The 20,526-nt window shown below is 64.5% G+C and carries 19 protein-coding genes (1 of these 19 only partly in view); 7 read left to right on the forward strand and 12 right to left on the reverse strand.

The annotated features are described in order from the left end of the window. On the forward strand, positions 1-1,010 hold the 3' portion of the coding sequence (locus ACVJNE_RS04420; protein WP_499563350.1) for a M23 family metallopeptidase. Its footprint begins 952 nt before the window's first position; the window shows 1,010 of its 1,962 coding nt (coding positions 953-1,962); its start codon lies beyond the left edge, outside the window; it ends in the stop codon at positions 1,008-1,010. 20 nt (positions 1,011-1,030) lie between these two features. Here ACVJNE_RS04420 and ACVJNE_RS04425 read toward each other — a convergent pair whose 3' ends face one another. The 4 genes from ACVJNE_RS04425 to ACVJNE_RS04440 all read right to left on the reverse strand — a co-directional run bounded on the left by ACVJNE_RS04425 (position 1,031) and on the right by ACVJNE_RS04440 (position 5,020). Continuing rightward, positions 1,031-2,581 (reverse strand): MFS transporter, encoded by a 1,551-nt coding sequence (locus ACVJNE_RS04425; RefSeq protein WP_499563352.1) that lies wholly within the window; start codon positions 2,579-2,581, stop codon positions 1,031-1,033. A 73-nt stretch (positions 2,582-2,654) separates the two neighbouring features. Next, positions 2,655-4,091 carry a L,D-transpeptidase gene (locus tag ACVJNE_RS04430; protein ID WP_499563354.1) on the reverse strand — a complete coding sequence of 479 codons (1,437 nt, stop codon included), beginning with the start codon at positions 4,089-4,091 and terminating at the stop codon, positions 2,655-2,657. Positions 4,092-4,193: 102 nt separating this feature from the next. Next, on the reverse strand, positions 4,194-4,553 hold the full coding sequence (locus ACVJNE_RS04435; protein ID WP_499563356.1) for an MmcQ/YjbR family DNA-binding protein: 360 nt from the start codon (positions 4,551-4,553) through the stop codon (positions 4,194-4,196). 14 nt (positions 4,554-4,567) lie between these two features. Beyond that, entirely contained in the window at positions 4,568-5,020 is a 453-nt protein-coding gene (locus tag ACVJNE_RS04440; RefSeq protein WP_499563358.1) for an Lrp/AsnC family transcriptional regulator, read from the reverse strand. Positions 5,021-5,139: 119 nt separating this feature from the next. On the opposite strand from ACVJNE_RS04440, the gene ACVJNE_RS04445 reads away from it, so the two are divergent. From ACVJNE_RS04445 to ACVJNE_RS04465, 5 genes are all read left to right on the forward strand, one after another. Further along, entirely contained in the window at positions 5,140-6,117 is a 978-nt protein-coding gene (locus tag ACVJNE_RS04445; protein ID WP_499563359.1) for a nucleoside recognition domain-containing protein, read from the forward strand. 124 nt (positions 6,118-6,241) lie between these two features. Continuing rightward, on the forward strand, positions 6,242-6,976 hold the full coding sequence (minC, locus tag ACVJNE_RS04450) for a septum site-determining protein MinC (protein WP_368803833.1): 735 nt from the start codon (positions 6,242-6,244) through the stop codon (positions 6,974-6,976). 34 nt (positions 6,977-7,010) lie between these two features. Next, positions 7,011-7,826: a septum site-determining protein MinD gene (gene minD / locus ACVJNE_RS04455; RefSeq protein ID WP_499563361.1), complete on the forward strand. Its 816-nt coding sequence runs from the start codon at positions 7,011-7,013 to the stop codon at positions 7,824-7,826. Then, a complete protein-coding gene (minE, locus tag ACVJNE_RS04460) occupies positions 7,823-8,101 on the forward strand; it encodes a cell division topological specificity factor MinE (RefSeq protein ID WP_499563363.1) in 279 nt (92 codons plus the stop codon). The genes minD and minE overlap by 4 nt, the downstream gene beginning before the upstream one ends. 43 nt (positions 8,102-8,144) lie before the next feature. Further along, entirely contained in the window at positions 8,145-8,336 is a 192-nt protein-coding gene (locus ACVJNE_RS04465) for a hypothetical protein (protein ID WP_173189667.1), read from the forward strand. A 63-nt stretch (positions 8,337-8,399) separates the two neighbouring features. Here ACVJNE_RS04465 and ACVJNE_RS04470 read toward each other — a convergent pair whose 3' ends face one another. Next, complete coding sequence (locus ACVJNE_RS04470) at positions 8,400-9,287, reverse strand: EamA family transporter (RefSeq protein ID WP_499563365.1); 888 nt, start codon at positions 9,285-9,287, stop codon at positions 8,400-8,402. Next, complete coding sequence (locus ACVJNE_RS04475; protein ID WP_499563367.1) at positions 9,284-9,898, reverse strand: nitroreductase family protein; 615 nt, start codon at positions 9,896-9,898, stop codon at positions 9,284-9,286. The genes ACVJNE_RS04470 and ACVJNE_RS04475 overlap by 4 nt, the downstream gene beginning before the upstream one ends. A gap of 105 nt (positions 9,899-10,003) precedes the next feature. Here ACVJNE_RS04475 and ACVJNE_RS04480 point away from each other — a divergent pair, with 105 nt between their 5' ends. Beyond that, a complete protein-coding gene (locus ACVJNE_RS04480; protein WP_499563369.1) occupies positions 10,004-10,918 on the forward strand; it encodes a LysR family transcriptional regulator in 915 nt (304 codons plus the stop codon). A gap of 96 nt (positions 10,919-11,014) precedes the next feature. Here the strand turns inward: ACVJNE_RS04480 and clpB are convergent, their stop codons facing one another. The 6 genes from clpB to ACVJNE_RS04510 all read right to left on the reverse strand — a co-directional run bounded on the left by clpB (position 11,015) and on the right by ACVJNE_RS04510 (position 20,385). Continuing rightward, entirely contained in the window at positions 11,015-13,621 is a 2,607-nt protein-coding gene (clpB, locus tag ACVJNE_RS04485) for an ATP-dependent chaperone ClpB (protein WP_499563371.1), read from the reverse strand. 220 nt (positions 13,622-13,841) lie between these two features. Then, on the reverse strand, positions 13,842-14,489 hold the full coding sequence (locus ACVJNE_RS04490; RefSeq protein ID WP_499563373.1) for a DUF4167 domain-containing protein: 648 nt from the start codon (positions 14,487-14,489) through the stop codon (positions 13,842-13,844). A gap of 304 nt (positions 14,490-14,793) precedes the next feature. Further along, entirely contained in the window at positions 14,794-15,648 is an 855-nt protein-coding gene (prmC, locus tag ACVJNE_RS04495; RefSeq protein ID WP_499563375.1) for a peptide chain release factor N(5)-glutamine methyltransferase, read from the reverse strand. Between the two features lie 5 nt (positions 15,649-15,653). Continuing rightward, positions 15,654-16,730 (reverse strand): peptide chain release factor 1, encoded by a 1,077-nt coding sequence (prfA, locus tag ACVJNE_RS04500; protein WP_499563377.1) that lies wholly within the window; start codon positions 16,728-16,730, stop codon positions 15,654-15,656. A gap of 11 nt (positions 16,731-16,741) precedes the next feature. Then, on the reverse strand, positions 16,742-19,012 hold the full coding sequence (gene ptsP / locus ACVJNE_RS04505; protein ID WP_379014372.1) for a phosphoenolpyruvate--protein phosphotransferase: 2,271 nt from the start codon (positions 19,010-19,012) through the stop codon (positions 16,742-16,744). Positions 19,013-19,110: 98 nt separating this feature from the next. Continuing rightward, on the reverse strand, positions 19,111-20,385 hold the full coding sequence (locus ACVJNE_RS04510; RefSeq protein ID WP_173190116.1) for an aspartate kinase: 1,275 nt from the start codon (positions 20,383-20,385) through the stop codon (positions 19,111-19,113). Positions 20,386-20,526: the final 141 nt, after the last annotated feature.

Below are 20,526 nucleotides of genomic sequence, written 5' to 3' on the forward strand. Positions count from 1 at the left end.
TCGGCATCGAAACGCGTGAGGACCTGAGCCGGATCGTTCGTGCAAGCCTCTATGATGGCCGCCGCCATATCCTGACCATCGCGCTGAACGACAAACGGCAATATGTGAAGGGCAGCGAACCGGAACCCAACCCGGCGGTGCTGGCTGCATTCGATCTTGAGCCGGCGGTGATCCGCCCGCGTGGCGACCTGCCGACCGTATATGACGGCATCTATCGCGCGGCATTCTCCTACGGCATGTCGAGGCCGATGACGCGCCAGCTCATCCAGCTCCTCGCATCCGACGTCGATTTCCAGGCCAAGCTGAATCCGGCCGACGAGATCGAGGTCTTCTTCTCCCAGCCCGACACCGAAGACCAGGCAACCGAAGATTCGCAACTGCTTTACGTGCAGGCGACCTTCGGTGGACACACCCGCACCTTCTATCGTTTCCAAATGGAGGACGGCGTCGTCGACTATTTCGACGAGGAAGGCCGCAGCGCCCGCCAGTTCCTGCTCCGCAACCCCGTCCCCAACGGCCGCTTCACCTCGGGCTTTGGCGGTCGCCGCCACCCGATTCTCGGCTACACGCGCATGCATACCGGTGTCGACTGGGCTGCACCGCGCGGCACGCCGATCATCGCGTCGGGCAACGGCTTGGTAGAGCAGGCCGGCTGGACCGGCGGCTACGGGCGGCAGACCGTGATTCGTCACGCCAACGGTTACAAGACGTCTTACAGCCATCAGAGCGCGATCGCCGAGGGCGTGGTCGAGGGTGCGCGGGTTCGTCAGGGCCAGGTCATCGGCTATGTCGGTTCCACAGGTCTCTCCAGCGGCAACCATCTGCACTACGAATTGATGGTCAACGGCACCAAGGTCGACCCGATGCGTGTGCGCCTGCCCGTCGAGCGCGCCCTCAAGGGCGAGGAGCTGGAAGTGTTCCTGCAGGAGCGCGAACGTATCGACGACCTGCTAAAAGAGCAGGAAACACCCGCGCTGAAGATGGCGAGCGCAGACAACAACGGCGGCTGATGGCCGCGCCATTCCGGGTCTTACGCCGCAACCTTTTCATAAATATCGTTGGCCTGCGCCGTGTCGCCCGCTCCCGGCGTCGTCGCCCAGGCGATCAACGCCGCCGCAAGGCTGAGGGCCGCCGTAACCCATGCGACCGCCGCGAATGCCGCATCGCTTGCGGCAATCCTCAACGCCTCGGCATCACCAGGCAGGTTGCCCGGCTCGCCGAAGCCCGGCATATCCGGCGTTCCGCCGAGCACCGCTGCATACCGTCCCGCAACGACGACGCCCAGTACCGCGACGGCCACCAGGCCTGCGATCCGCGAGACCGCATTGTTGATGCCGGAAGCAGCGCCCGTATCGTCGTCTTCAACCGCGGTCATCACCGCGCTCGACAGCGGCGAGACAACCAGCGCCATGCCAAGCCCCATCAGAACCATCAATGGAAAGACCCCGGTCCAGAAGTGTCGGATGCCTGAACCGACCAGCAAGGCAAGGCCGGCAAACGCCAGCGCCACGACCAGGCTGCCGCCGGCAATGGGCACGCGCGGGCCGATCCGGTCGGCCAGCCTGCCGACGAAGCCTGAAAGCAGCGCAATCGCTGCGGAGAGCGGCAGGAAGATGAAGCCAGTCTGCGCCTCGTCGACACCCCACCCCGCAATCAGCAGCATCGGCAGGAAAAACAGGATCCCCGACAGGGCGAAATACAGGCAGAAGGTGGCGGCGTTGGCGCCGGAAAAGGCGGCAATGGAAAACAGCGAAAGCTTCATCATCGGCGCCTCCGCCCTCGCCTCCCACCACAGGAAGACCGCCAGAGCGAAAAGGCCCGCTGCGATGAACGCAACCGGACCGGCTCCGCTTGCTCCGGAGGTCAGTCCATAAGCGAGACTGCCGAGCGCCACCGTCGCCAGCGCGGCGCCGCCAATGTCGAGCTTACGCTTTTCGGTCGGCGAATCGTCTGGGACCTTTGCGATCAACAGAAAGATGGCCAGCCCGCCCAACGGCAGGTTCACCGCGAAGATCGCGCGCCAGACCGAATCGTCGAACGCCGAAAGCACCATCCCGCCGACCACCGGTCCAAGCGCGGTCGTCAGTGCCGAGGCGGCAGCCCAGATGCCGATTGCACGGCCACGTTCCGCCTTCGGATAGGCCTTGGCGATAATGGCGAGGCTACCCGGCACCATCAGCGCCGCTCCGACGCCTTGCAAGGCTCGCGCGCCGATCAGAAACGGCGCGTTGGGCGCGAAGGCGCACAGCAGCGACGTCGCGATGAAGAAGCTGATGCCGGCGATGAATGCGCGACGCATGCCGAACCGGTCACCGGCGGCGCCCCCGACGAGAATCAGGGCAGATAGCGTCAACGCATAAGCGTTGGAAATCCACTGCGCATCGACAAGCGAGGCGCCAAGATCGGCGCGGATAGCCGGCAGGGCGATGGAGACGACGGAACCGTCGATGAAACCCAGTGCAGAAGCAAGGATAGCCGAGATGAGCACATACCGCCGGCGCGACTGCGGGCAAAACGTTCCGTTGGTGTGCGGAACGGATTGTGGGGCGGGCGCGCTTCCGGCTTCGCAGGGTGACTGCATCGCCCATTGCTAATCGAGTTGGCTGGGCTCGACAATCGTTCGGGCGACGCCAAACACGGCACCCGCGACTAACCTACTCCACGAATTCGACGCTCGCGCCGACCTTGACCATCTTCGCCAGTTCCTGCGCGTCCCAGTTGGTCAGGCGGATGCAGCCGTTCGATTCGGTCTTGCCGATCTTGGAAGGGTCCGGCGTGCCATGGATCCCGTAGGTCGGCTTCGACAGCGCGATCCAGATCGTGCCCACCGGCCCGTTCGGCCCGGGCGGAATCCTCAGGACGCTCGTGTTGTTGCCCTGCTGGAAGTTGATCTTGGGATTGTAGGTATATTCGGGATCGGTCGCGATCCGCTCCACCGAATGCGTGCCGGTGGGCGACGGCGTCGCTGCGGAGCCGATCGTCGAGGGGTAGATGGCGATCAAGCTGCCATCCTCGCCATAGGCCCGCACCTGACGTTTGCCCTTGTCGGCGATGATACGAGTGACCGTGCCGGTGCGAAGCTTGCCGGTGTTGACGACCTTGATGATCGTTCCGGGTCGGTCGAACGCGACACCGGGATTGAGCGCACGCAGATATTTCTCGTCCATGTGGAAACGCTCGGCCAGCATCTCGGCCACCGAGACGAAGCCCATGCGCTCCATCTGCGCCTTCTCGGCGTAGTCGGTTGGGATCGACGCGACGAACGGGCCGGCCACGTCAACAGACGTGATCTCATAAGTGGTGAAAGCATCGCCGCCGGTCGCCTGAAGCTGCGCTTCGACATAATCGACATCGTAGGTGCGAAGCGTTTCTCCCGTCAGCTCGCGATAGGCGGCGATCGCCTTGTTGACGTTGTCGCCGATGCGGCCGTCGATCACACCGGGCGACGCCCCAACCCGGTCGAGAAGCACCTGAATCTTGGCGATCTCTTCCGTGGCGCCTGAACGCGCGATCTCGGGCTGCTCCGTCACGTCGGGAATCGTTCCCTGCTGCGGCGGCCCTTCGATGGTCGTGCCCGGCTGCTGCGAATCGGGAACGGTGACAATCGATGGCGACCGGTCGAGCGGGGCGCGCTCAACCTGCTCGCGCTCGAGTACGCCGGGCCGGGGTTGGCCGTAGCCCGGTTGCTCGCGCGCGAATTCACTTTCGCGATCGTCCGGCGCGGGCAGTGCGCGATAGTCTCGATATTCCGGCAGAGGGTCCACCGAGGGGAAAGGCTCGCGGCCCAGCTCCCGCATCCGCTCCTCGCGGCGCGCGCGCGCATCATAGGGATCGCGTCGCGGATAATCATCATAACGCGGCCGATAAACCGGTTCATCATCATAACGCGGCCGGTAGACTGGCTCGTCCTCGTAGCGAGGGAGCGAATCCCGTGGCTCACGCACGCCGAGCACCTCGCCGGTATAAGGATCCAGCATCACCTCGCGGCCGTAGCGATCGTAAAAGATCTCGACTTCGCGGGCCTGCGCCGCCGCTTCCGCCGATAGCCCAAGAACCATCACCGCCGCCAATGAAAGAAGTCTGCCGTTCATTCCCTTTTGTCCCGCATACCCGCAATCAGGCTTATATCCTTCGACGATGCGACATGAACGGGACATGAAGATGGCGATCGCATGGCACATCGGGACCGATAATCAGTCGAAACCGAGCATTCGCCGCTGCTTCAGCGACAACTTCGACGCGATCAGCCTGTGGCTCTCGCGCAGATAGTCGACAAGGGCCGTATCATCCATCGATTCGTCGCCAAGGCGCTGGATCCATGTCATGCCGCGCGAGGCAAGATAAGGTGCCGGCCGCAAACCGGGCTGCTCGCGCAAGATGTCGAACCCCACCTCTGAAACCTTGAAGGTCACGCCGAGCGTACCGTCGTCGCTCCAGCCGGCAATCGCAAAGACCTTGCCGGCAACCTTCCAAACATGGGCGCCGCCCCACTGCACCACATGCGTGGTGTGCGGCAGCGATGCGCAGAATTCATTGTAGTCGTCGAGTGTCACGATCCAAGCCGTCTCTAAAGTTGAATAGCGGTCTCGTCCTTGGCTGTGCGGATTACCACCATGGTGAAGAAGCGGGCCACGTTTGTCTTGTCACGGAAGAGCCTGTCGCAAAGCGCGTCATACTCGTCCATGTCGCGCAGGCGCAGCATCAGCACGACATCTGTCTCGCCTGTCACCGCATAGGCCTGCGATACGGCTTCCTCGGCCGTCGCGAGGTCGAGAAAGCGGCGCATGTGTTGCTCGCCATGAAGCTTGAGTTCGACCGTGACCAGAGCCTTTAGCACGCGGCCGGTCCTGGCGGGGCTCAGGATAGCCACGATGCGGTCGATGACGCCCGTCTTGCGAAGCCGCCGAAGCCTGCGCAGGCAACTGGACGGGGACAGACCGACCTCTTCGGCCATGTCCACATTTGTCCTCGAGGCGTCACGTTGCAGAAGGTTCAGAAGCTTTTTGTCGATCCGGTCCATGCGCAGGTTCCTTGATGAACAAAGAGTGCAATAAAATTGCACACAAACGCAATCTTTGACCACAAATGCGAAACCGATTCCGCTAGCAGTTCAGGGCAAAGGCAACAGGAGCCTCTCGAATGCCCGTCTTAACCACCGCTCTGCGCAAAACGCGCGAAACCCTCGAAATCTATTGGGTGCTCGCGCGGATCATGGTTCCGATCACGATCGCCGCGGAAGTCCTGTCGCGCATGGGTGTCGTCGAGGCCGTTGCACCCGCATTCGCACCGGTGATGGCAATCGTCGGTTTGCCGCCGGAACTGGGGTTGGCATGGCTCAGCGGAATGCTGGTCGGCATATGGGGCGCCATTCCCCTGGTCTTCACGCTTATTCCGGTGTCGTCGTTGAGCGTGGCGGATGTGACCATCTTCTCCGCACTGCTTCTGTTCGCGCATGGTCTGCCGATCGAGCAGAAGATCATCCAGAAGGCCGGTCCCGGCATGATCGCGACCACCCTGCTCCGCATCGCGGGCGGCGTGCTCTACGCATTTGTCCTTCATCGTCTGTTTGCAGCCACCGGCTGGCTTTCGGCACCGGTGAATCCAACCCTGATTCCGATGAGCGCAGCACAGGATTGGCCCGGCTTCTTTGTCGGCCTGCTCGAGATGATGATCACCATGCTCGTCATCCTGCTGGTCCTGTCGTGGGGCCTGGAGATCCTGCGCGTCACCGGCATCCTGAAACTCATGATGAAGGGGCTCGCGCCCCTGCTGCGGCTGGCCGGCATACGTGAGGAAGCCGGGCACTTCACCGCGGTCGGCCTGTTTCTCGGAATTTCCTATGGAGGCGGTCTGTTGATTCGCGAGGCGCGGTCGGGCGCAGTACCGCCGCGCCAGGTTTTTCTGTCCTGCGTTTTCATGGGCTTTGCCCACAGCATCATCGAGGACACGCTAGTGGTCATGGCGCTGGGCGCCGACATGAGCAGTGTCCTGTTCGGCAGGCTGGCTTTCGCTGTGGCGGCAACAGCCCTGATTGCCGCCCTTCTCAGAAGCCTTTCCGACGAGACCTTCTTTGCGTGGGCATTCCAGACGCCCAAGACGATTCCAGAAGGTCGGTAATCACGCGGCGAACCGGCCATATTACAGCCGATCACATTTTCCGCCGCTCCTCACTGGGAGCGGTCGCGTTTACCACTTGTTAACCATTTTTTCGGTAGATCGGGTCAACCGAAAATTTACCAAGATGACCAACGTGTTAACTCAACCCAGGCCTATCCGCCTCAAGGGGCGGTCCTTCCTTGCCCTCGCGCTGACCCCGGAGCTGCCCTTCGAGGACTGGCTCGCACGGCTCGACGATCTCGCTGCCCGCTCCGCAGGTTTCTTCCTGCGCCGGCCCGTGGTGCTCGACGTCGACGGGCTCGACACGAATCGGGCTGAGCTGCGCGAGCTGATCGAGGAACTCGGCAAGCGCAACGTGCGCATCATGGGCATCGAGGGCGCGCGCCCGTCCATGCTCGGATCGGACATGCCGCCTGCCATGACCGACGGTCGGCCTGCCTCGGACTTCGAGGAACCGGACGGTGACGAGGTTGAGGAAGCTGCGGCTCCGCTGGAAGCGGCGCCCGTACAGCCATTGAGCGGAAACGTCGTGCCGTCGATCGTGGTGACCGAGCCGGTCCGTTCGGGCCAGTCGATCTTCTTTCCCGAAGGCGACGTGACGATCGTGGGCTCGGTCGCATCCGGCGCGGAAGTCGTCGCCGGCGGTTCGATCCACGTCTACGGCACACTGCGCGGACGGGCCATGGCCGGCACCCGCGGTGACGGTGCGGCGCGCATTTTCTGCAGCAAGCTCGAAGCCGAGCTGATCGCCATCGACGGCTTCTATAAGACGGCCGAGGACATGGAGCCGGACCTGCGCGGGCGGGCCGTGCAGATCTGGCTCGACGGCGAAAAGGTCAATACCGGAATTCTCGGCTGAGCCGGGGCGCGTCCCAGAAGAACAGGAGAGGTCAATGGGCAAGGTAATCGTGGTCACATCGGGCAAGGGCGGCGTCGGCAAGACGACCTCCACCGCCGCGCTAGGCGCCGCGCTTGCGCAGAACGGCGACAAGGTCGTGGTCGTGGACTTCGATGTGGGCCTGCGCAATCTCGATCTCGTCATGGGCGCCGAGCGGCGCGTGGTCTATGACCTCGTCAACGTGATCCAGGGGGAGGCCAAGCTCACCCAGGCGCTGATCCGCGACAAACGTGTCGAAACGCTCTACCTGCTGCCGGCCTCCCAGACGCGCGACAAGGACAACCTGACGCCCGAGGGTGTCGAGAAGGTCATCGCGGCGCTGAAGACCGCCTTCGACTGGGTGATCTGCGACAGCCCCGCCGGCATCGAGAGCGGCGCGACGCTGGCCATGCGCCATGCCGACATCGCCATCGTCGTGACCAATCCGGAAGTCTCCTCCGTGCGCGATTCGGATCGCATCATCGGCCTGCTCGATTCCAAGACCGTGAAGGCGGAAAAGGGCGAGCGCATGGACAAGCACCTGCTTCTAACCCGCTACGAGCCGGCACGCGCCGAGCGCGGCGACATGCTCAAGGTCGACGACGTCCTCGAAATTCTGTCGATCCCGCTGCTGGGCATCGTGCCGGAGAGCATGGACGTGCTGCGCGCCTCCAACCTCGGCTCGCCGGTCACCCTCGCAGACGGCGCCAGCGCGCCGGCGCGGGCCTATTTCGAGGCGGCACGCAGGCTCAAGGGTGATGCGCTGCCGATTACCGTTCCGGGCGAGAAGCGGGGCTTCTTCGGCAAGATTTTCGGAAGGAAGGCGGCATGAACCTGCTTCGTTTCTTTTCCCGTTCAGCGGAGTCGGCGCCGGCAGCGCGCGAGCGCCTGCAGGTGCTGCTCGCCCACGAGCGCGCATCGACCGGCGGCTCCGACCTCGTCAACAAGCTGCGCGACGAAATCCTCGCCGTGATCTCCAAGCACATGAAGATCGACGACGAGAAGGTCAGCGTGAAGATGGAGCGTGGCGCCCAGGTCTCCACTCTTGCCGTCGACATCGAGATACCGTTCGAGGCAGGCAAGGGCACGCGCAAGAAAGCGGCCTGACCGGCCGCCGCAACCCCTGTCACATCAGCAAAGGAGGGCCATCATGACCCGGCTAGCACTTCTCGAAAGACTGAAGGAAGTCCAGCAGATGCCCAGGTATCAGGGGCGCGACATCACCACGATCAGCGCGGTGCTGTCGAACGAGGCGCTGGCGAAGCATCTCGAACTCTGCGAACAGGCCGCCGGCGCGACCTCGCGCCTCGCCGGCAACACCGGCATCGCCGGCAGAGCCTGAAGCCTAAGCCCACGGAAAAGGCCCCCGCCATCCGCGGGGGCTTCGTCTTTTCAGGTGCCGGCTTCATGCAGCCTTTTCCGCAATGCGTGACGACGGCGGCGTGATGCGTTCGGCCCGCTGGACCAGCCAGATGCTGCCGATGACGAGGACGAAGCCGGCTATCTGGGGCACGCTCAGCGCCTGTCCCAGGAACAGCCATCCGAGCACCACGGCGGTCAGCGGACTGAGGAACAGCAGCGACGACACGACGGCCGACGGTAGCCGGGCAATGCCGCGAAACCACAGCACATAGGTCAGCGCCGCGCCGATCAGCCCCAGCCAGCCAAGCGCCAGCAGGTTGGAGGGCGTCGGCAAGGGCATCGGCGGCTCGAAGGCCAGAACCACGGGAACGAGCAGCAGCCCGCCGGCCGTCAATTGCCAGCCAGTGAACGCGAGCGGCGAAACCGGCGGCTGCCACTTGCGGCTGAGCACCGTGCCGAATGCCATGGAGAGGCCGCCGGCCAGCCCAGCAGCCACACCCAGCGGGTCGAGCGCCGCACCGGGCGACAGCACGAGCAGGGCCACGCCAGCCACGCCGGCCCCCGCCGCCAGAACCGCCAGCGCGCGAATCGGACTGCCGAGCAGCAGCCTTGCAACGAAGATGACGATCAGCGGCTGCACGGACAGGACCGTCGCGGCCACACCGCCCGGCAACCGGTAGGCTGCAACGAACAGCAAGCTGAGAAACACCGATATGTTGAGCGCGCCAAGCAGAAAGGCGCGCGCCCACCAGATGCCTTCCGGCAGCCGGCGCACGATGAGAAGCAGCAGCAGACCGGCCGGCAGGGCGCGCAGCATCGCGACCGTCATCGGCGAGAACTCCGGCAGGAACTGCGAGGTGACAATATAGGTGCTGCCCCAGACGATCGGGGTGATCGCGGTCAGAAGCAGGTCGGAGCCGAGCGTTTTCATGAGATTTCCAGGACTTCGGCGAGCGGGCGCCTCGGCTTCTGCGGCCAGTTGCCGGGTGCGGCACGCCCCACGGCAACCAGCATGACGGGCACCTCATCGACCGCGAGGTCGAAGGCGCGCGCAACACCGCCGGCGTCGAAGCCGACCATCGGGCCCGAGGCGAGGTCCAGTGCTTCGGCTGCATAGATCAGCGTGGCAGCGCCCAGTGTTGCCGAGCGCACCGCCTCGTCGCGCGCCATCTGCGGATCGGCATACTGGCCGCGTGCACCCTCGAGCCAACCGGACGCCATGTCCGACGGCATGAAACCGGCCTCCACGAACGGACGCAGACGGACGGGCACCGCAGCATGGTCCGGCAGCGTGCCGCAGACGATGAAGGTCACCGCGGCCTGCTCCACCTTGGCCTGACCATAAGCCAGCGCGCGGAGCCGCGCCTTGCTCTGAGGCGTCCGCACGGCGATGAAGCGCCAATTCTGAAGGTTGTAGGCGGACGGCGCCCGCGTTGCGAGCCGGATGAGCTCTTCGATTTCCCGGTCCGAAAGCGTGTGGGTCTCGTCGAAGAGGTTTGCCGATACGCGTTTCTCGATCAGGGCGATTGTCGGATGGGTCATGGTGTCTCCAGGCAATGGGTTATCTGGACAACACCTATTCAATTCACCCAGGAATGATAATAATCGCATATCGCAACATATAATTCACGTTCAGGCAAATATCAGATGGACCGGCTCACAGCCATGCAAGTGTTCCGTCAGGTGGCGGAGCTGAACAGCTTTTCGCAAGCAGGCAGGAGCCTCGGCCTTTCCGCGCCTGCCGTCAGCAAGAACATAGCCGAACTGGAGGCGCGTATTGGCGCGCGGCTCATCAACCGGACGACGCGCCGCATGGCGCTGACCGAGGAAGGCAGGATCTATCTCGAACATGTCGTTCGCACGCTCGACGCGCTGGCCGAAGCCGACCGGGCGCTTTGTCCGATCAAGTCGGAGCCGGGCGGCACGTTGCGGGTGAGCGCGCCGATGACCGTGACGCTGACCCGGCTTTCGACCGCCATTCCCGGTTTCTTGTCCCGTTATCCCGACCTGAAGCTCGACCTGCACCTGGATGACAGGCGGGTCGATCTTGTCCGGGACGGGTTCGACATGGCGATTCGCGGCAGCGACAATCTCGAGGATTCGAGCCTGATCGCGCGAAAGCTCGGTGTCATGCCCCATGTCGTCTGCGCCGCACCTTCCTATTTCGCCGAGCGCGGAGTGCCGGCCACGCCGGCCGATCTGCGCGCGCATAGCTGCATCCGGTTCAGTCTCTCCGGCCATGCCGATGTGTGGGAGTTCACCAGCAACGGAAAGGCAGAGCGCGTTTCCGTCGACAGCCGCTATTCGGTGACGTCGAGCCTGGCCGTGCGCGACGCGCTGCGCGCCGGCTTCGGGCTGAGCCTGATACCCCGCCCCTATGTCGAAGCGGATATTGCAGCGGGCCGCCTGCAGACGGCGCTGGACGAGTGGCAGACCGTGGAGACCACCCTCTACGCGATCTACCCGTCACGACAGCACGTCGCCCCGAAGATCCGTGTGTTCCTCGACTTTCTCGTTGAAGAGTTCAATGCTGAACCGCGCACGACCACAACCGATTGGTGATGTCCCGCAGATCAATCCCCGCGCGCAATCGCGAAGCCCAGACGAGAAGAGGGCCGGTCATCTGACCGGCCCTTTCTGGTTTCGAATTGGCGTTGCTTACGCCGCCTCTGCGTCTTCAACGGCGCGCGGCCTGGAGCGGAAGTTGAGCCGATCGGAACCGGCCGTGATCTTGACGGCCGAGCCGTCGAGGATCTCGCCCAGCAGGATCTTCTCGGCCAGCGGGTCCTGGAGCTCCTTCTGGATCACGCGCTTGAGCGGGCGGGCGCCGTAGGCGGGGTCGTAACCCTTGTTGGCAAGCCACTCGATCGCGTCGGCGTCGAGGTCGAGCTCGATCTTGCGGTCGGCCAGCAGCGCCTCCAGCCGCTTGAGCTGGATCGCCACGATCTGCCCCATGTCCTGGCGGCGCAGCCGGTGGAACAGGATCACCTCGTCCACGCGGTTGAGGAACTCGGGCCGGAACGATGCCCGCACCACACCCATGACTTCGTCGCGGACCTTGTCGACATCCTCGTTCTCACCCAGCGAGACCAGGAATTCGGCGCCCAGATTCGACGTCATGATGATCAGCGTGTTGCGGAAATCGACCGTGCGGCCCTGCCCGTCGGTCAGGCGGCCGTCATCGAGCACCTGCAGCAGCACGTTGAAGACATCCGGATGCGCCTTCTCGATCTCGTCGAACAGCACGACCTGATAAGGCCTGCGGCGCACGGCTTCGGTCAGCGCACCGCCCTCCTCGTAGCCGACATAGCCGGGAGGCGCGCCGATCAGCCGGGCGACCGAGTGCTTCTCCATGAACTCCGACATGTCGATGCGAACCATCGCGCTCTCATCGTCGAACAGGAAATTCGCGAGAGCCTTGGTGAGCTCGGTCTTGCCGACGCCGGTGGGCCCGAGGAACATGAACGAGCCGATCGGCCGGTTGGGGTCCTGCAGGCCCGCGCGCGCCCGGCGCACCGCCTTGGACACCGCCTGCACCGCCTCGCCCTGGCCGACGACGCGCTTTGCGAGCTCGTCTTCCATGCGCAGCAGCTTCTCGCGCTCGCCCTCGAGCATCTTGTCGACCGGAATGCCGGTCCAGCGCGACACGATATGCGCGATATGCGCAGGCGTGACGGTCTCCTCGACCATCGAGCCCTGCGCCTCGGCCGATTCGGCTTTCACCAGCTTCTTCTCGAGGTCCGGGATCCGGCCATAGGCAAGCTCGCCCGCCCTGGCGAAATCGCCCTGGCGCTGGGCGCTCGCCAGTTCGTTGCGCGCATCGTCGAGCTGCTTCTTGAGGTCGGCCGCCAGACCGAGCTTTTCCTTCTCGGCCTGCCACTTCGCCGTCAGCGAGGTCGACTGCTCCTCGATGTCGGTCAGTTCCTTCTCGAGGCGGACAAGCCGGTCCTTCGACGCTTCGTCCTTCTCGACCTTCAGCGCCTCGCGTTCGATCTTGAGCTGCATGATGCGGCGATCGAGCTCATCGAGCTCTTCCGGCTTCGAATCGACCTGCATACGCAGCCGCGAGGCCGCTTCGTCGACGAGGTCGATAGCCTTGTCGGGCAGGAACCGGTCGGTGATGTAGCGGTTGGAGAGGGTCGCCGCAGAAACCAGCGCGGAATCGGATACGCGCACCTTATGGTGCTGCTCGTACTTCTCTTTCAGCCCGCGCAGGATCGACACCGTGTCCTCGACCGTCGGCTCGTCGACGAAGACGGGCTGGAAGCGGCGTGCAAGCGCGGCATCCTTCTCGACATGCTTGCGGTACTCGTCGAGCGTGGTCGCGCCGACGCAGTGCAGCTCGCCACGCGCCAGCGCCGGCTTGAGCAGGTTGGAGGCGTCCATGGCGCCGTCGGCCTTGCCGGCGCCGACCAGCGTGTGCATCTCGTCGATGAACAGGATGATGTTGCCGTTGGCGGCCGTCACCTCGTTGAGGACCGCCTTCAGCCGCTCCTCGAACTCGCCGCGATATTTCGCGCCTGCGATCAGCGCGCCCAGGTCGAGCGCCATCAACTGCTTTTCCTTCAGCGATTCGGGGACGTCGCCATTGACGATGCGCAGCGCAAGGCCTTCGGCGATCGCCGTCTTGCCGACGCCGGGCTCGCCGATCAGAACCGGGTTGTTCTTGGTGCGCCTCGACAGAACCTGGATCGTGCGGCGTATCTCGTCGTCGCGGCCGATGACCGGGTCGAGCTTGCCGGCGCGCGCGTCGGCCGTCAGGTCACGGGCGTATTTCTTCAATGCGTCATAAGCCTGCTCGGCGGATGCCGAATCGGCCGTACGCCCCTTGCGGACATCATTGATAGCCTGGTTGAGCGCGGTTGGCGTCACGCCGGCTTTGGCGAGAATGTCGGCTGTCTTGGCAGATTTTTCCATCGCCAGAGCCTGAAGCAGGCGCTCGACCGTGACAAAGCTGTCGCCGGCCTTCTTGGCGAGCTCTTCGGCGGTGGAAAACACCTTCGCAAGCGGCTGGGCAAGATAGAGCTGGCCGTTGCCGCCCTCGACCTTCGGCATAGCCTCGAGCGCGGCGTCGACGCCGAGCCTGGCGTCGCGGGGGCGCCCGCCGGCGCTCTCGATCAGCGAGGCTGCCAGGCCTTCCTCATCATCGATGAGGACTTTGAGAATGTGCTCGGGCGTAAACTGCTGGTGGCTGCGCGAAAGGGCCATCGTCTGGGCAGACTGGATGAAGCCCCGAACGCGCTCGGAGTATTTCTCGATGTTCATAAGCGTCTCCATTCCCTCGCCGGCCCGCTTCGCGGCACCGGGTCAGTATTCAGGTGACGGACCCCCAGGTACAATGACCAAAGTCAAAAGACCGGTACGGCAGGTCCAGCTTTGGCGGATATGGGTATGTTTTCCCATAACCTCAAGATCGCAACGCGGGGTCGCAAACGAAAAACGGCGGGACAAGCCCGCCGTCTCATAATTCGTCATCGGAACGCGCCTACTGCGCGGCTTCAGTGACCGGTTCGTCGCTGCCCGAAGGCTGGTCACCATCAGGCGCGGCTTCTTCGCCGGCTTTCACGCGGGGGCGGCGCGGCCGGCGCGGCTTGCGCGGCGCGGCTTCGGCCGGTGCTTCTTCGGCCTTGGTCTCGCCTTCCGGCGCGGCTTCGGCAGGAGCCTGCGAACCACCGCTCTGATTCAACGCGACCTCGGCCGGCACGCCGTCGATCACCGGCTGCGGGCCGGAGCCGTTGTTGCGGTTCTGGTTGTGATTCTGTTGCTGGTTGTGCTGATGCGGCTGCGTGGGCTGCTCGTTGGCGGAAGAGCCGTTGCCCTCCTCGTCCTCGTCATCCTCGTCGCGGTGGTTGCGCACCTGCTGCTGCGGCATGTTTTCCTGCGCAGCCATGATGATGCGGTTGTAGTGCTCGGCGTGCTGCAGATAGTTTTCCGCGATCACCCGGTCGCCTGCGCTCTGCGCATCACGCGCCAGCGTGGTGTACTTTTCGGCGATCTGCTGCGCGGAGCCCCTGATCTTCACGTCCGGCCCGTTGCTCTCATAGCTGCGGGTCAGCGGATTGGGACCTTTCCGGTTGGGATTGTTGCCGTTCCCCCCGCGTCCGCGCATGCGCCTGTTCTGCTGTGGCCTCATTCTTCTCTCTTCTGTTGAGAATGCTGTCCGTTCCGGAGAGGCGGTCCAGGCCGCCGTCTTCAGGTTTGGTGTTGGCGATCAGCCGCTAGGTTCGCGCCGTCGCCACGTCGATCCCTGTCCCGATCCATGTCAGTTGCCGGACGATCCCCGCACGAAGCTTGAGGCGTCGTTCACGCAAGAAGGCAGCTTGTTCCCTGGGAACCGAATCGATAACAGCACTGCCTGCTTCGTCTCATCCGGTAGCCGGAAACTATCCGCAATATCCATCCTTGCCAAGCGTTTTCTGCACTGCGCCATTCCGGCTCTAACGGCTGAACGCAAGGGCTCGCACCACACCGGCGAGGTCTCGCGCACGGCCCGCTGAACGGAACCCCGCAGCCGCGAAAATTCCGCCAACCGCCTCGCTCTGGTCATGCCCGATCTCGACAGCGGCAATGCCGCCCTCTTCCAGATATTGAGCCGCACCCGCGGCGATCACGCGATATGCCGCCAGGCCATCCGGCCCTCCATCAAGCGCGGCAAGCGGATCATGGTCCCGCACCTCGCGCTCCAGCGACACTATATCATTGGACGTTATGTAAGGCGGATTTGAGACGATGATGTGAAACCGCCCCTCGATCTCGCTGAACCAGTGCGAGCGCACCGCCTGGAAACGTCCGGTGTTGCCGGTCATATCGGCATTGATTGCGGCGGTTGCAAGCGCATCCTCGGAAATATCCGCACCGACCGCCTGCGCACGGGGCTCCTGCGACAGAAGCGCCAGCGCGATCGCGCCGGTGCCCGTGCCGAGGTCGAGTATTCGGCAGGTGCCGTGCCGGTCGGCCGCCGCACGCACGAAGGACAGTGCGAGGTCCACCAGCGTCTCGGTATCCGGTCGCGGCTCCAGCGTGCCCGGAGAAAGCGTCAGCCGCATGCCGTAGAATTCGCGCGCGCCGATGATGCGGTGAACCGGTTCGCCACCAATCCGCCGCGCCAGTGCCGCCAGCACGGCTTCGGCGTGTTCCTCGGACACGGGCCGCTGGGGATCGGTGATCGCATCTGCCCGGCTGGTGCCGGTGAAATGCTCGACCAGCACGCGGGCGTCTAGCGCGGCCTCGGGCTTGCCCGCCTGTTCCAGAGACGTCCGGAGATGCCGCAGCAGCGGACCGAGCGTCGTCATGCCAGTCAATCCTGCCCCATCTCCGAAAGGAGCCTAGACTGGTGGTCGGCGATTAGCGCGTCGACGATTTCGTCGAGCTCGCCCTCCATCACCCGGTCCAGCTTGTAGAGCGTGAGGTTGATGCGGTGATCGGTGACGCGGCCCTGCGGGAAATTGTAGGTGCGGATACGCTCCGAGCGGTCGCCCGAGCCGACCTGAAGCCGGCGCGCCTCGGACCGTTCGCCCGCCGCCTTCTCGCGCTCCATGTCGTAGAGCCTCGCCCGCAGGATCTGCATGGCGCGTGCCCGGTTCTGGTGCTGCGATTTCTCCGCCGAAACCACCATGATGCCGGTCGGGATATGGGTGATGCGCACTGCCGAATCCGTGGTGTTGACGTGCTGCCCGCCGGCCCCCGAGGCACGCATCGTGTCAATGCGGATGTCCTCGTTGCGAATGTCGATGTCGACGTCCTCGGCCTCCGGCAGCACCGCGACCGTCGCCGCGGACGTATGGATGCGCCCGCCGCCTTCGGTTTCCGGCACGCGCTGCACACGATGAACGCCGGATTCGAACTTCAGGTGCGCGAACACGCCCTTGCCCGAAACGGTGGCGATCGCTTCCTTGAAGCCACCCACCTCGCCCTCGCTCGCCGAAACCAGCTCGAACCGCCAGCCGCGCGAAGCGGCGTAGCGCTCGTACATGCGGTAGAGATCGCCGGCAAACAGCGCCGCCTCGTCGCCACCCGTGCCGGCGCGGATTTCCAGGATCGCGCTCTTGTCGTCTGCCGCGTCCTTCGGCAGCAGCAGGATCTGGATCTCCTTTTGCAGCGCCTCGATCCGCGCCTCGATCTCGGGCTGCTCGGCTTCGGCGAGTTCGCGCATCTCGGCATCGGTCGACTTGTCCGACAGCATCGCCTCGAGATCGGCAAATTCGGCTTCCGCCGCGCGCAGCGCCCTGATCTTCTGCGCCATCTCTTCAAGGTCGGAATATTCCGACGCCATCTTCACATAGGCATCCGGATCCGGCCCGGCGGCCATCTGCGCTTCGAGCATCTCAAAGCGTTTCAGGACCTGGTCCATCCGGTCGCGCGGCAGTTCGATCATATAGGTACTCGTCAAAGAGGAATGTCGTGCTCGGCCGCGAAGGCGTGCAGCATGGCTCGCACGTCCGCCTCGCTGGAATGAGCGTCGAGCGTCTCGTTCATCAGTCGGGTCAAACGCTCGAGCGGCAGTTCGATCAGCATCGCCTTCACCGGACCGATCGCCGCCGGAGACATGGAGATCGAACGGTAGCCGGCGCCAAGCAGCGCCATCGCCGAAATCGGCCGCCCCGCAAGCTCGCCGCACAGCGTCACCGACGTACCGGTCCTGTTGCCGGCTTCGGCAATCTGGCGCAGCAGGCGCAGGAACGGAACCGAAATCGGCTCGAACCTGCCGGCAAGCTGGGTGTTGCCACGGTCGGTGGCCGTGACGAACTGGAACAGGTCGTTGGAGCCGACCGAGACGAAATCGACGACGCTCATCAGCTCCTCGAGCTGCCACATCAGCGACGGCACCTCGATCATCGCGCCGAGCTTGAGCTTGGTGGGCAGATGATGGGCGAAGCGCGACAGGTGCCGCACTTCCCTGTCGATGATCTCCCGCGCCTGCCTGATCTCGGAAATCTCGGTCACCATCGGCAGCATCACGCGCAGCTCGCGTCCGCCGGCAGCTTTCAGCAGCGCGCGCATCTGGGTGCGCAGCAGCCCGGGGCGGTCGAGCGTCAGGCGCACCGCGCGCCATCCGAGCGCAGGGTTCTCCTCCTGGCCAACGCCCTTGAAATAGGGCAGCACCTTGTCGCCGCCGATGTCGATGGTGCGGAAAGTCACCGGCTTGCCGTCCGCAGCCTCGAGAACATCGCGATAGAGCCGCTCCTGCGCCTCGGCGCGCGGGAATGTGGACGCCACCATGAACTGCAGCTCGGTGCGGAACAGGCCGATGCCGGCCGCGCCTGAATCCGACAGTTGCGGCAGGTCGACGGCAAGGCCAGCATTCATCATCAGGTCGATCTGCACGCCGTCCTTCGTCACTGAAGGCTTGCCGCGCAGTTCGCGGTAGAGCTCCTGCCGGCGGGCGCGGAACCTGACCTTCTCCGCATAGGCCGCCTCGACGTCAGACTGCGGCCGCAGATGGATGACGCCATCATCTCCATCGACGATGATCGCGTCGCCATTCTCCGACATGGAGACGGCGCCCTTCATCTGGCCGGTGACGGGAATACCCATGGCACGGGCAACGATGACGACATGGCTGGTGACCGCCCCGTCCTCGAGCACCAGGCCACGCAGCTTCTCGCGCGGATAGTCGAGCAGTTCGGCTGCTCCCATGGTGCGTGCCACCACGATCGCATCGCGCGGCAGCGCGTTGGCCATCGCCTCCGGGCCGTGGCCCAGCAGCATGCGCAGCAGGCGGTTCGCGAGATCGTCGAAGTCGCTCATCCGCTCGCGCAGATAGGGATCGGTCATGTGCAGCATGCGCGCGCGCATGTCGCTCTGCACCTTCTCGACCGCGGCTTCCGCCGTCAGGCCGTTGCGGATCGCCTCTTCCAGCCGGCGCACCCAGCCGCGATCGTTGGCGAACATGCGATAGGCTTCCAGCACCTCGCGGTGCTCGCCCTCGAAAGCCACCTCGCGGCGCGACAGCATGTCGTCTATGGACAGGCGCAGCGAGCCGAGCGCGGTTTCCAGACGCCGCAGTTCCTCGTCGCTATCCTCGTTGAAGAGGTTGGTGACGACGATGCGCGGTTCGTGCAGCACGACGTGGCCGAGGCCGACCCCTTCGTTGAAGGACATGCCGTTGATGGTGACCGGTCGCGACAGGTCGAGTTCGAGGCCCGGCCGGGTCAGCCGCGACAGGTCGCCGGTAGCGATCATCTCGGCGATCACCATGGCGGTGGTTTCCAGCGCCTCGACCTCGTCCTCGCGATATTGGCGCATCGTCCGGTTCTGCACCACCAGCACGCCGAGCGTGCGCCCTGCGCGCAGAACCGGCACGCCCAGGAAGGAATTGTAGATCTCCTCCCCGGTCTCCGGCAGATAGGCAAAGGCTGGATGCTTCTGTGCTTCCGGCAGGTTGAGCGGCCGCGCGCTCGCGGCAATGGTGCCGACGAGGCCCTGCCCGAGGCGAAGCTGCGCCAGATGGACCGATCCCGGGTTCAGGCCCTCGGTGGCGTACAGCTCGAGAACCGAATCGGCCCGCAGCACGTAAAGAGAGCAGACCTCGGCGACCATGTTCTGGGCGATGTGGTGCACGATGCGGTCAAGCCTGGCCTGCGGCTCGAGAGCTTCCGCCATGAGCTCGCGAAGCCGTCTCAGCAATAGGCGTGGGCCTGCGGCCGTGTCACGCATCGGGCTTCTCTCTCCAACGCCGGACCGACTCCGCGAAGACGGCGCCTGCCCCGCCAGGGGCCGCCGTCCCGACACGCGGTGCCGGGGTGTATCGTCGTCTACTGCTTATCGAGACCGTAGACGGAATGCAAAGTGCGAACGGCGAGTTCCGTATAAGGACCGTCGATCAGGATCGAGATCTTGATCTCGGAAGTCGTGATGGCACGGATGTTGATGCCCTTTTCCGACAGCGCCTTGAAGGCGGTGGCGGCGACACCGGCATGGCTTCTCATGCCGATGCCGATGACGGAGACCTTGGACATGCCGTCGTCGTGCTGCACGGCGTCGTAGCCGATCGTTTCCTTGACCTTTTCGAGCACGGAAAGCGATTTGCCGACATCTGCGGACGGCACCGTGAAGGTCATGTCGGTGAACGAGCCGTCCTCGGAGATGTTCTGGACGATCATGTCGACATTGATGCCGGCCTCGGCCAGCGGCCCGAAGATGCCGGCGGCGACGCCCGGACGGTCGGAGACCCGTCGCAGCGAGATTTGCGCTTCGTCCTTGGCGTAGGCGATACCGGTGACGACCTGCTGTTCCACGATTTCATCCTCGTCACAAATGAGGGTTCCGGGCGGATTGTCGAAATCGCCCATTCCGGGCGCGTCCGGATCCTCGAAGGAAGACCGCACGAAGGTGCGCACCTTGTGCACCATCGCCAGTTCGACCGACCGCACCTGCAGCACCTTGGCGCCCAGCGAGGCCATCTCAAGCATCTCCTCGAAGGAGATCCTGGCAAGCCGCCGGGCCTTGGGCTCGATGCGCGGGTCGGTCGTATAGACGCCGTCGACGTCGGTGTAGATGTCGCAGCGGTCGGCCTTCACGGCCGCGGCGATCGCAACCGCACTGGTATCGGAACCGCCGCGCCCAAGCGTCGCGATACGGTTGTCGGGGCCGATGCCCTGGAAGCCGGCGATGACGGCAACCTGTCCCTCGCCGAAGCGCTGGACGAGGAAGGACCCGTCGATGTCGGCGATGCGGGCGGCACCATGCGCGTTGTCGGTCCTGATCGGGATCTGCCAGCCCTGCCACGAGCGCGCATGCACGCCCATCGACTGCAGCACGAGCGCCAGCAAGCCCGACGTGACCTGTTCGCCGGAAGCGACCACGGTGTCGTATTCGCGCGCATCGTAGATATTGAAGTTGGAGCCCTCGGCCTTCGAGGCATCCTTGACCCAGCCGACGAGCTCGTTGGTCTTGCCGGACATCGCCGACACGACCACCGCGACCTCATGGCCGGCCTCCACCTCGCGTTTGACGTGCCGCGCCACATTGCGGATGCGGGCGATGTCGGCGACCGAAGTCCCGCCGAATTTCATCACGATGCGCGCCATGGAAGCGATCAGTCCCTGCGAAGTGACGCTGGGCGGCAATGCCCCTCGCCGTCAAGATGAGAGCCCCGGAAACGAAGGGCTGGAAGTGCGCGCGTTCCATAGCGAAAAGCAGGTTGCCGCGCAAGGACATGCCGCCCCTTG

The organism is Mesorhizobium sp. DxT, from assembly GCF_058448885.1.

Coding starts and splice junctions, on each gene's coding strand:
- prfA (WP_499563377.1), bottom strand. CDS start 16,730: ATGATCGAACTGCCGCGCGACCGGATGGACCAGGTCCTGAAACGCTTT.
- ACVJNE_RS04475 (WP_499563367.1), bottom strand. CDS start 9,898: ATGACCCATCCGACAATCGCCCTGATCGAGAAACGCGTATCGGCAAAC.
- ACVJNE_RS04470 (WP_499563365.1), bottom strand. CDS start 9,287: ATGAAAACGCTCGGCTCCGACCTGCTTCTGACCGCGATCACCCCGATC.
- ACVJNE_RS04465 (WP_173189667.1), top strand. CDS start 8,145: ATGACCCGGCTAGCACTTCTCGAAAGACTGAAGGAAGTCCAGCAGATG.
- minE (WP_499563363.1), top strand. CDS start 7,823: ATGAACCTGCTTCGTTTCTTTTCCCGTTCAGCGGAGTCGGCGCCGGCA.
- ACVJNE_RS04510 (WP_173190116.1), bottom strand. CDS start 20,385: ATGGCGCGCATCGTGATGAAATTCGGCGGGACTTCGGTCGCCGACATC.
- minC (WP_368803833.1), top strand. CDS start 6,242: ATGACCAACGTGTTAACTCAACCCAGGCCTATCCGCCTCAAGGGGCGG.
- prmC (WP_499563375.1), bottom strand. CDS start 15,648: ATGACGACGCTCGGTCCGCTGCTGCGGCATCTCCGGACGTCTCTGGAA.
- clpB (WP_499563371.1), bottom strand. CDS start 13,621: ATGAACATCGAGAAATACTCCGAGCGCGTTCGGGGCTTCATCCAGTCT.
- ACVJNE_RS04430 (WP_499563354.1), bottom strand. CDS start 4,091: ATGAACGGCAGACTTCTTTCATTGGCGGCGGTGATGGTTCTTGGGCTA.
- ptsP (WP_379014372.1), bottom strand. CDS start 19,012: ATGCGTGACACGGCCGCAGGCCCACGCCTATTGCTGAGACGGCTTCGC.
- ACVJNE_RS04425 (WP_499563352.1), bottom strand. CDS start 2,581: ATGCAGTCACCCTGCGAAGCCGGAAGCGCGCCCGCCCCACAATCCGTT.
- minD (WP_499563361.1), top strand. CDS start 7,011: ATGGGCAAGGTAATCGTGGTCACATCGGGCAAGGGCGGCGTCGGCAAG.
- ACVJNE_RS04440 (WP_499563358.1), bottom strand. CDS start 5,020: ATGGACCGGATCGACAAAAAGCTTCTGAACCTTCTGCAACGTGACGCC.
- ACVJNE_RS04445 (WP_499563359.1), top strand. CDS start 5,140: ATGCCCGTCTTAACCACCGCTCTGCGCAAAACGCGCGAAACCCTCGAA.
- ACVJNE_RS04480 (WP_499563369.1), top strand. CDS start 10,004: ATGGACCGGCTCACAGCCATGCAAGTGTTCCGTCAGGTGGCGGAGCTG.
- ACVJNE_RS04490 (WP_499563373.1), bottom strand. CDS start 14,489: ATGAGGCCACAGCAGAACAGGCGCATGCGCGGACGCGGGGGGAACGGC.